Raw genomic sequence first — 7,047 nt, 5'->3', positions numbered from 1 at the left:
AAATTCTTCTACTGGTCCGACGGTTCGATCGCTGTCGCGCCCCTCGGCTTCGGGGACTGCGGCGACACCGGTTCCTGGGAGTACGACTTCAGGTAACCCACCACCGTGTTGAGCACCGCGACCAACGGCACGGCCACCACCGCCCCGCCGATGCCCGCGACCATCCCACCCGCGGCGACCGAGAGGACCACCGCGAGGGGGTGCACCCGGACCGCGCGGCCCAGGATGAAGGGCTGGAGGATGTGGCCCTCGATCTGCTGGACCGCGAGGACCACCGCCAGCGTCATCAGGGCCGTGAACACGCCCTGGGTGACCAGCGCGACGACGACCGCCAGCGCGCCGGAGGCCACCGCGCCGACCAGCGGGATGAACGAGAACAGGAAGATGAACACGGCCAGCGGCACGGCCATCGGTACGCCGAGGAAGTAGATGCCGACGCCGATGCAGACCGCGTCGATGAACGCCACTATCACCGTGCCGCGGACGTAGGCCGTCAGCGTGCGCCAGGCGCGCGGCCCCGCGCCCGCCATCGCCGGCCGGGCCGCCGCGGGCACCAGCTTCAGCGACCACTGCCAGATGCGCGGGCCGTCGTAGAGGAGGAAGAGGGTGGAGAAGACCGTCAGGAGGATTCCGGTGAGGGCTTCCACGATCACCTGGACGCCCTCCAGGCCGGCCGAGGTGATCTGGTCGGTGTTGGCGCCGATGGCCTCGCGGAGGTTCTTGGCGATCTGGTTGATCTGCTTCTCGGTGACGTGGAACGGGCCCTTGAGCAGCCAGTTGCGCAGATCGTCGACGCCGTTCTGGACCTGGTCGGAGAGGTTGTCGATGTTCGCCATGACCTGCCAGGTCACGAACCAGCCGATCAGGCCCATCACGACGAACCCGAGGATCGCCGTGAGCGCCGTGGCCACCCCGCGCGGGAAGCCGTAGCGGATGAGGCGGGTCACCGTCGGCTGGAGCAGGGCCGTGATCAGGAGTGCGGCGACGAAGGCCAGGACCACCAGTTGGACGGCGCTGATGACGCGCATCAGCACCCAGACCGTGCCGGCCAGGATCAGCAGCCGCCAGCCCGCCTCGGCGGCGACCCGCACTCCCCAGGGCACGGCGAGCGCCGGCTCGGGGCGGTCACGGGCGATGACGACGGGTACCGGTGCGGGGGGCTGCGAGGGTCGGGCGGGTTGCTGGTCGTCGGGCTGTTCGGGTTCGGGCGCGGCCTCCGCGTGTTCCTTCGCCACCTCGGCGCGCCGCTCGTCCAACCGCTCCCCCATCTCGCTCAGTCCGGCGCCGACCTTGCCGAGCCATCCTGGTACTCGCGACATGAATTGTCCTCTTCCCCCGTCTTGCCCCACTACTCCCCCCAGGAGTCGCTGCGTGTCCGACCGTACAGGGCGAAGGCCCCTCCCCCTATGACGGGGAGGGGCCTTCGGAGGTTGAGCGGCCCGGAACGGGCGTCCGACCTAGTACCAGTTGTTCGCCTGCCAGAACGACCAGGCCTCGCACGGGCTGCCGTAGCGGCTGTCCATGTAGTTGAGGCCCCACTTGATCTGGGTGGCGGGGTTCGTCTGCCAGTCGGAGCCGACGGACGACATCTTGGAACCGGGCAGGGCCTGGAAGAGGCCGTAGGCGCCGGAAGAGGCGTTGACCGCGCGGTAGTTCCAGCTGGACTCGTGGTCCACGATGTTGCTGAAGCACTGGAACTGGCCGCTGGGCACCATGGAGGCGGCCATCGACTGGATCTGCGCGACCGTGTAGGAGCTCTGCACGGGGAAGCTCGACGAGGACGAACCCGCCTTCGCAGCCGCGGCCTTGGCCTCGGCCTTCTCCTTGGCAGCCTTCTCCGCCTTCTCGGCAGCCGCCTTCTTGGCGACGGCGGTCTTGGCGGCGGCCAGGCGGGCCGACTCCTCCGCGTCCTTCTTGGCGCTCGCGTCGGCCTGGATCGCCTGGGCGTCGGCCTGCTGCGTCAAGGAAGCGGTCTGCACCTGGGCCTGCTGGCCCGTGGGGATGTCCGCCAGGAGCGTGGTGTCGGCTGCCGTCGTCTCGGCGTCATTGTTCTGCGCCTGTGCGACGCTGCCCGAGGCAACGCCTACGACGCTTCCGACGGCGGTGACCGCGGTGGCCGAAGCCACTGCGAATCCCCGGACCGAAATCCGGCTCACACGGTTTCCTTCCAGCATCGCCCGCTTCGGTGACCCTGGCGGACGCAATCGTGCCCCTGAACGCTGGCCTCCCAACTGCGGGGTCACGGGAGGCACGGGCCCGGTGGGCAACTCCCGCTCGGGGAGCGCCGCGTGAAGAGCGGGCGGCATACGACTTCGCTGTGGAGTTGGCTGTGATGCTCAAGTGGTGCGTACCGCTGGGGGTACACGTGTGTCGTATGCGGGGCCTGACAGGAACGAGACTCTGCCGTAACCGGACGCCGAGTGGCAATTCTGAGTTGCGTGTGAAAGCTCACATCCCGTTTGCCTCCTGGGATTTGGAGAAAGCCCGGGACGCCGAAGCGCCGCCCCGCTAAGCTCTTCGGCTTCGCGGGACGGCGCCAACTGGCCGTAACTGCCTCAGATTTGGCCGTCCTCCAGCATTTCGGTCACAAGCGCCGCGATCTGGGACCTCTCGGACCTCGTGAGGGTCACATGCGCGAAGAGCGGATGCCCCTTCAGCTTCTCCACGACGGCGACGACACCGTCGTAGCGGCCGACCCTCAGGTTGTCCCGCTGCGCCACGTCATGGGTGAGGACCACCCGTGAGTTGGCGCCGATGCGGGACAGGACGGTCAGCAGGACGTTCCGCTCCAGGGACTGTGCCTCGTCCACGATCACGAACGCGTCGTGCAGCGAGCGGCCGCGGATGTGGGTGAGCGGCAGGACCTCCAGCATCCCGCGGGCGGTGACCTCCTCGATGACCTCGCGGCTGGTGACCGCGGACAGCGTGTCGAAGACCGCCTGGGCCCAGGGGCCCATCTTGTCGGCCTCGGAGCCGGGCAGATAACCCAACTCCTGTCCGCCCACCGCGTACAGCGGGCGGAAGACCATCACCTTCTTGTGCTGGCGGCGCTCCAGGACCGCCTCCAGGCCCGCGCAGAGCGCGAGCGCGGACTTGCCGGTGCCGGCCCGGCCTCCCATCGACAGGATCCCGATGTCCGGGTCGAGCAGCAGATCCAGCGCGATGCGCTGCTCCGCGCTGCGGCCCTTGATGCCGAACGCCTCCCGGTCGCCGCGCACCAGCCGGACGTTGCCGTCGGCGGTGACCCGGCCGAGCGCCTTGCCGCGCTCGGACTGGATCGTCAGACCGGTGTGGACGGGGAAGTCGGCGGCCTCCGGGACGTAGATGTGGCCTTCCTCGAAGAGGATGTCCACCTGTTCGCCGGTCAGGGTCAGTTCGGACATTCCGGTCCAGCCGGAGGAGCCCGTGATGGCCAGTTCCGCGCGGTACTCCTCGGCGAGGAGCCCGACGGACGAGGCCTTGATCCTGAGCGGAAGGTCCTTCGACACGACGGTGACGTCGTACCCCTCGGCCTGCAGATTGCGGGCGACCGCGAGGATGCGGGAGTCGTTGTCCCCCAGGCGATAGCCGCTGGGCAGCACGCTGGGGTCCGAGTGGTTGAGCTCGACCCGGACGGTTCCGCCGAGTTCCCCGATCGGGATGGGGGCGTCGAGGCGACCGTGCCGGACCCGGAACTCGTCCAGCAGGCGCAGGGCCTGGCGGGCGAAGTAGCCGAGTTCGGGATGGTGCCGCTTGGCCTCCAGCTCTGTGACCACGACGATCGGCAGCACGACTTCGTGCTCGTCGAAGCGGTTCAGTGCGTTCGGGTCGGCCAGCAGAACGCTGGTGTCGAGAACATAGGTGCGCCGGTCAGGCATACGGCGCTTTGTGCTGGTCACCACGGAAGGACGTACCCCCTCGGAAGAGGTCGGGGAGCGACGGAGAGGAGCTGGACCGGTCCAGGCCGCGATGCGCGGGCCGGAGACCGGCCCTCCGTCTCGCCCGTACTGACCGCACGGTCGAACTGGTGCAAAGGGCCTCCCGGGCGGACGGCCCCGTGCCGTCCGCTGAGATACGACACCCGTGGTTCGGGCGTCGACCTGCTTGGCTTATGCCCTCGAACATGCGCCGCCATGCCACGGCATATGACGACGCCCTGGTGAACTCCTTGTTACTTGTGCACCAAACGGGGTAGTCGGGGCGCCTTGTCCGTCATCCGCCGTAACGCCGGTGTCGCGCGGCGTAGTCACGCATCGCGCGCAGGAAGTCGACCTTGCGGAAGGCCGGCCAGAAGACTTCGCAGAAGTAGTACTCGGAGTGGGCCGTCTGCCAGAGCATGAATCCGGACAGCCGCTGCTCGCCGCTGGTGCGGATCACCAGATCGGGGTCGGGCTGTGCGCCCGTGTAGAGGTGCTTGCCGATGAGGTCGACGTCCACGTGGTCGGCGAGCTCCTCCATGGAGGTGCCCTTGTCGGCGGCGTCCAGGATCATCGAGCGGACCGCGTCGGCGATCTCCTGGCGGCCGCCGTAGCCGATGGCGACGTTGACCAGTATCCCGTCGATGTGCGCGGTGGACTCCTCCGCCTCCTTGAGGGCGGACTGCATCCCCGAGGGCAGCAGGTCGAGGGTGCCGACGTGGTGCACGCGCCAGCGGCCGTCCGCGGCGAGGGAAGTGACGACGTTCTCGATGATGCCGAGCAGCGGGCCGAGTTCGTCCTGGGGGCGGTCGAAGTTGTCCGTCGACAGCAGCCACAGGGTGACGACCTCGACGTCCGTCTCGCTGCACCAGCCGAGGAACTCCTCGATCTTGTCGCCGCCGGCCTGGTGTCCCTGGACGGTGGTGGAGCCGGCGGCCTTCGCCCAGCGCCGGTTGCCGTCCATGATGACGCCGATGTGCTTGGGCACCGATGCGTGGTCGAGATGGCCTCCCACCCTGCGTGCGTAGAACCTGACCAGCAGGCGGCGCAGGGTGTCGCGCACGTTCACGTGTTGTCAGCCCCTCCGTGGATGGCGTCCCCGGCTGCGAAGCCTACCCCCGCCGTGACACCGATTCCCCAAGGGGTGTCTGGGCTCATCCCGGTTCGGCACGAAGGTCGGAACCGGTCCTCGCGATGTCGTTCGCGCACGGAGGAGCGGGCGCGGAGGAGCAGGCGCGGGAGCGGGCACGGCACAGGCACGGGAGCAGGGACGGAACCGGGCGTGGAAACGGGCACAAAAAATCGGGCCGGTCCGTGGGGGGGATACGGACCGGCCCGAGGGGGGGGTTTCCACCATAACCCTTCGTAAGTGATGCTGCGTGCATCGGCGCTCCACAACTACTCTCCGAAACCGTCCGACGACGCGTCAGGGGGTGCAGAAGCCCTGATTCCGGCCCTGATCATGGCCGATTCACAGCGGATCCCGAGGAGAACGTGGAGGTTTTCCGCCGACCCGCGGTGTGTCGCTCTCAGGGGTGACGCCGTCAGCGAACGTCCGCTTGACGGGGCAGGGCACCGCGCGGCCCCCTCCACCGCGCGGTGCCGACCGCGCGGCTTTGCTCACGCGAATTACCTTGGTCTGAACTTACGTGAGGCCAGGGGCGGGGCGCGAGTCGATCTCGATAACGATGTGGAAAACCCGTGCACATTTGGGGGCTGTGGTGTGAGGCCCCCCGGTGCGGCTCACGGCGGAGCTCAGCCGGTCGGTTTGCGGACGTCGAAGAGGTGGCGGGTGCTGTAGGTCACGAACGGGCCCGTGGTCTCGATCTGCTCGTGCAGGGCGCGGAGTTGGGGCTCGTAGGCCTCGACCGTGAAGTCGGGGACCATCCAGATCACCTTGCGGAGGAAGTGGACGACGGCCGCGATGTCGTGGAACTCCATGCGCAGCCGCTCGGCGCGCAGGCCGACGATCTCCAGGCCCGCGGCCTCGGCGCCGGCCCGCTCGAGTTCGGGGTCTCGGGCGCCGCTCACGCTCTCCGGCTGCGTCCCGAGGAAGTACTCGACGAGCTCGAAGGCGCTGCGGGGGCCGACGTGCTGGGCGAAGTACGTGCCGCCCGGGCGCAGGACGCGGGCGATCTCCGGCCAGTGGGCGCGGACCGGGTGACGGCTGAGGACCAGGTCGAAGGCCGCGTCGGCGAAGGGCAGCGGGGCGTCCTCGGGCGCGGCGACCACGACGACGCCGCGGGAGCGGAGCAGCGCGGTGGCCCGGGCGACGTTCGGCGGCCAGCCCTCGGTGGCGGCGACGAGCATCGGGGGCTGCGCGGCGGCCCGGCTCAGGGCGAAGTCGAAGACCTCCCCGCCCCCGGTCTGGACGTCCAGCGCGGTGGTCGCGCGGCACAGCCGGTCACCGGCGGAACGCGCGTAACCCCAGGAGGGGCGCGCCTCGGTGGCCCGGCCCTCGAACCAGGAGAAGTCCCACCCCTCGGTGGGGACGGCGACGCCCTCCGCGACGAGGTCGTCGAAACCGCGCGTGCCGCCCGTACTCGCCGTGCTGCTCCCGCTGTTGTCCATGGGGCGATGGTCGCAGGGTGATGTCAGTGGCCGCTGCTAATTTCGGAAGCATGGCCAACGACGGAGACACGGACGCGCTGTACCAAGAGAGCGAGAAGGCGACCCTGCACAGAAGCCTGGACCGGGTCCGGGACGCGGTCCTGTGGAAGCTGGAGGGCCTGGACGAGGAGCAGGCCAGACGCCCGATGACCCCCTCGGGCACGAACCTGCTCGGGCTGGTGAAGCATCTGGCGTCGGTGGAGTACGGCTGGTTCGTGGAGAGCTTCGGCCGCGAGGTGGAGCCCCTGTGGTTCGACCCTTACACGGACGAGGACATGACCGCGGGCCCGGACGAGACGACAGAACGGATCATCGCCTTCTACGGCCGCGCCCGCACCGCCGCGGACCAGGTGATCACGGAGCTGCCGCTGGACGCGCTCGGCCACCCGGCGTGGCGCAAGCACTCCGTGTCGCTGCGCTGGGTGCTGGCCCATCTGATCGCGGAGACGGCGAGACATGCGGGGCACATGGACATCGTGCGGGAGCTGATCGACGGGGCGGCGGGGGATCATCGGGCTTCGGCGGTGTAGGGCCCCGGGGG

Annotated in this window: 6 protein-coding genes; 1 reads left to right on the top strand and 5 read right to left on the bottom strand. The window is 69.2% G+C overall.

Features of this window, described 5'->3' with window-relative positions:
- Positions 1–8: 8 nt before the first annotated feature.
- From JHN63_RS44860 to JHN63_RS44840, 5 genes are all read right to left on the bottom strand, one after another.
- On the bottom strand, positions 9–1,319 hold the full coding sequence (locus JHN63_RS44860; protein WP_200690894.1) for an AI-2E family transporter: 1,311 nt from the start codon (positions 1,317–1,319) through the stop codon (positions 9–11).
- A 138-nt stretch (positions 1,320–1,457) separates the two neighbouring features.
- Positions 1,458–2,174 carry a transglycosylase SLT domain-containing protein gene (locus JHN63_RS44855; RefSeq protein ID WP_200690893.1) on the bottom strand — a complete coding sequence of 239 codons (717 nt, stop codon included), beginning with the start codon at positions 2,172–2,174 and terminating at the stop codon, positions 1,458–1,460.
- A gap of 381 nt (positions 2,175–2,555) precedes the next feature.
- Positions 2,556–3,881, bottom strand: a complete 1,326-nt coding sequence (locus JHN63_RS44850; RefSeq protein WP_200690892.1) for a PhoH family protein — start codon at positions 3,879–3,881, stop codon at positions 2,556–2,558.
- A gap of 310 nt (positions 3,882–4,191) precedes the next feature.
- Positions 4,192–4,965, bottom strand: a complete 774-nt coding sequence (locus tag JHN63_RS44845; RefSeq protein WP_200690891.1) for an isoprenyl transferase — start codon at positions 4,963–4,965, stop codon at positions 4,192–4,194.
- Positions 4,966–5,651: 686 nt separating this feature from the next.
- The gene (locus tag JHN63_RS44840) at positions 5,652–6,467 is read right to left on the bottom strand and encodes a class I SAM-dependent methyltransferase (RefSeq protein WP_200690890.1); all 816 of its coding nucleotides are present in this window, start codon (positions 6,465–6,467) and stop codon (positions 5,652–5,654) included.
- A gap of 50 nt (positions 6,468–6,517) precedes the next feature.
- Here JHN63_RS44840 and JHN63_RS44835 point away from each other — a divergent pair, with 50 nt between their 5' ends.
- Positions 6,518–7,036, top strand: coding sequence for a DinB family protein (locus JHN63_RS44835; protein ID WP_200690889.1), 519 nt, complete (start codon positions 6,518–6,520; stop codon positions 7,034–7,036).
- The last annotated feature ends 11 nt before the right edge of the window (positions 7,037–7,047 follow it).

The sequence above is a fragment of the Streptomyces sp. MBT65 genome (assembly GCF_016612545.1).
Taxonomy (GTDB): domain Bacteria; phylum Actinomycetota; class Actinomycetes; order Streptomycetales; family Streptomycetaceae; genus Streptomyces.
Note: the sequence above shows the minus strand (reverse complement) of the source record. Positions and strands in the feature narration are given on the sequence as shown.

Excerpts from the sequence above, each read along its gene's own strand:
- JHN63_RS44840 (WP_200690890.1), bottom strand. The coding sequence starts at position 6,467 with ATGGACAACAGCGGGAGCAGCACGGCGAGTACGGGCGGCACGCGCGGT.
- JHN63_RS44855 (WP_200690893.1), bottom strand. The coding sequence starts at position 2,174 with ATGCTGGAAGGAAACCGTGTGAGCCGGATTTCGGTCCGGGGATTCGCA.
- JHN63_RS44835 (WP_200690889.1), top strand. The coding sequence starts at position 6,518 with ATGGCCAACGACGGAGACACGGACGCGCTGTACCAAGAGAGCGAGAAG.
- JHN63_RS44860 (WP_200690894.1), bottom strand. The coding sequence starts at position 1,319 with ATGTCGCGAGTACCAGGATGGCTCGGCAAGGTCGGCGCCGGACTGAGC.